Annotated in this window: 4 protein-coding genes; 1 reads left to right on the top strand and 3 read right to left on the bottom strand. The window is 63.6% G+C overall.

What is annotated here, in order from left to right:
• Positions 1–59: 59 nt before the first annotated feature.
• From AC1DT2_RS19990 to AC1DT2_RS19980, 3 genes are all read right to left on the bottom strand, one after another.
• Complete coding sequence (locus AC1DT2_RS19990; protein WP_477298262.1) at positions 60–539, bottom strand: RidA family protein; 480 nt, start codon at positions 537–539, stop codon at positions 60–62.
• Between the two features lie 118 nt (positions 540–657).
• A complete protein-coding gene (locus tag AC1DT2_RS19985) occupies positions 658–1,920 on the bottom strand; it encodes a glycoside hydrolase family 27 protein (RefSeq protein ID WP_477298260.1) in 1,263 nt (420 codons plus the stop codon).
• A 16-nt stretch (positions 1,921–1,936) separates the two neighbouring features.
• A complete protein-coding gene (locus AC1DT2_RS19980; protein WP_477298258.1) occupies positions 1,937–2,467 on the bottom strand; it encodes a VOC family protein in 531 nt (176 codons plus the stop codon).
• 152 nt (positions 2,468–2,619) lie between these two features.
• Between AC1DT2_RS19980 and AC1DT2_RS19975 the strand changes: the two genes are divergently transcribed.
• Positions 2,620–2,806, top strand: a 187-nt coding sequence (locus AC1DT2_RS19975; protein WP_477298257.1) for a DsbA family protein, incomplete at its 3' end; no start/stop codon positions are given.

Here is a 2,806-nt window from a genome sequence, read left to right as displayed (position 1 = left end):
CGGTGATCCAGGTCGCCCAGTGCCGATACCACTACACGCGGTAAATCCCTTCGGTTGGCTCAAGCCACCTCAAGCACGAACTCGACGATCACCGGCATCCCCAGTGGCGCGCTGCCAAGCCCGGAAACCAGGCGGACGGGAAGCTTCTCCTTGCCGAAGAGTCTCTCCATCAAATCCGTAGCGCCATCCGCAACCTTCGGATGCTCGATGAACTCCGGCGTCGTCAACATGTAAACGGCGACCTTGATCACGCGGGTGACCTGATCGAGCGACCCCAGGAACTCCCGAGCGGCGGCCAATCCGCTGRGCATGGCCTGCTCTGCCGCTTCCTCGCCTTGTTCCGTCGTCAGGTCCGCACCGATCCGTCCACGTACTCGCGGCTCGTGTCCCCATACCGGAACCATGCCGCTGAAGTAGACGAGGTTGCCGGTACGCACGGCTTCCACATAGGAGCCGAACGGCGACGGCGGGGGAGGGAGGACGATGCCCGATTCGGCGAGCCGTTGTTCCGCGCTCATGCCGTTGGCAGCAGTGTTCATTGCCTCTCCCAAGGTGGCCGTCACCGTTAGGAAGATAAGTTTCCGCCAAACCCCGCCTGTGTCTTGCACCCACTATCCGCGTTGCCTGCCGCAGGAACCGRCGGATCGGCGGTGGCTCCTACTGACCTGCGCCGACACGAATCAGGGTGGCGCCATGCCGGGGAAGCGTCGTGACGAACGGGCTACCCGTATCGATGGCCGTGTGTTGCCAGAGATCACGGGCCTGAGCTGATTTGCTGAAGCGGCTTCCCAGCGTCTGCCAGGACAGCCGAGCCGTCGCCTTCTCCCCGCGATTGAAGAAACCCACGACCACTGACCCATCCGCCATATCGCGCACGAGCACCTCAACGTCGCCCTGGCGTTCAAGGCGCCGCGCCGGACGTCCGGCCGAATCCTGATCAACGGCGATCACCTCGCGATTGAGCAGGATGTCCCGCGTCGCGGGATCCATCGTGCGCAGGTCGTTGCCGGCGAGCAGAGGTGCCGGGAGCATCGACCACAAGCTCATCTGCGTCCGGTACTCATCCGTGCTCATGCCGCCGTTGCCGATCTCCAGCATGTCGGGGTCCGACCAGTGACCCGGGCCGGACCATGCGCTGAGATCGAGCTGACGAAAGCCGCGCTGCGACATGGACTCCCAGTTATCGCTGATATCCGGCGTGGTGCGCCAAAGGTTGGCGCCGGTCTGCGGTCCCCATCGCCAGATGTCGAAATCGCCGGACTGCGAGAGGCTGTAGACCACGGGTCGGCCCGCCGCGCGAAGGGCCGCGCCCATCTTGCGGAAGAGCATCTCCTGGTTGCGCTGGGTGACCGGGTAGATGTCACGGGCGCCGCAGTAGTCATACTTCAGATAGTCGACGCCCCAGGCAGCAAACTGGCGCGCATCCTGGTCTTCGTGACCGTGACTGCCGACGAAGCCGGCGCAGGTTTTCGCCCCCGGTGACGAGTAGATGCCGAGCTTGAGCCCGCGCGAGTGCACGTAGTCTGCGAGGGCCTTCATGTCACCGAACTTGGCATTCGTCTCGATGTCACCGGCCGCGTTCCGATCGCCTTCCCAGGTGTCGTCGATATTGACGTAGACGTATCCGGCGTCGCGCATGCCGTTGGCAACCATGGCGTCGGTCATCGCACGCACATCGGCAGCCGTGATCCGGCCGGCAAAATGATTCCAGCTGTTCCAGCCCATGGGTGGCGTGGTGGCCAGGCCATTGGAAGGAACCGGAGCGACGGCTGGCGGTGCCGCAAGCTCATTGGCTACGGCCGGTCCCATGACGGGCACGGCAGCGGCCGCCAGCACGGCGGTTAGCAAACGGGTGAACATAGGACTCGGCATGGCATCCGCTTTGTGCGCGAAAACACGCATGGTAGCGGGTGCGCTCAAGCGGCATGCTCCGATCCTACGGCGCCCCGTGCCGGATGAAGTTCACAATCTGCGGTGTGAAGCGCGGGTCGCCCTCTTCGAGCGGGCCACCCAGGCGCGCGGTGATCTCTTGTATCAACCATTCGTTCCCATCCGGATCGCTGAATCTGGCGTAGGAGGCATAACTCTTCCGATCGGGGTTGAGGCCGGCCACGCTGGTGGAGTCGTCCGCCCGGTGAAAGATGCCCTCGGCGTTGTGGAAGGGCTCGCTTATTTCCACGCCGCGCCGGATGAGTTCGGCGCGAGCGGCGGCGAGATCCGCCACCACCAGATGCAGCCCCCGCACGGACCCTGGCGACGCGGGCGTCATGTTGCTACCGATCATGATCGAGCAGCCTGAGCCGGGAGGCGTGAACTGGATCACGCGGAAGCCGTCGGCTGCGGCGTAATCGATGTCGAGCCGCCAGCCCAGGTTGGCGTAGAAGCGCTTTGCGCGTTCGACGTCGGTGACGGGGACGATCACGATTTCCAAAGTCATCTCGAAAGGCAGCGGAGCAGGGGCGCTCATGGGGGTTGCCTCGTATTGGGTGGCTAGCGGTTCCCCTTGCTTCTCGAGCTTACCGATCCAATGTGGCCGTTATCTTGGAGCGGTTTGTCGTCCAGGCCACTCACGGCTTGGGAGGTGTACGATCGCCCACAAACGCTAAGGTGCTTGCCCCCATGCCCCAGAAAATGAAGATCGATTTCGTCTCCGATATCGCATGCCCCTGGTGCGTCATCGGCCTCAGTGGCCTCGAGACCGCACTCGAGCGCCTGCACGATGTCATCGATCCGGAGATCACCTTCCATCCGTTCGAGCTGAACCCGAACATGGTGCCGGGTGGTGAAAATACGGTCGACCATATCG

Source organism: Luteibacter sp. P4_E6 (assembly GCF_056401535.1).
Note: the sequence above shows the minus strand (reverse complement) of the source record. Positions and strands in the feature narration are given on the sequence as shown.

Coding starts and splice junctions, on each gene's coding strand:
- AC1DT2_RS19980 (WP_477298258.1), bottom strand. CDS start 2,467: ATGAGCGCCCCTGCTCCGCTGCCTTTCGAGATGACTTTGGAAATCGTG.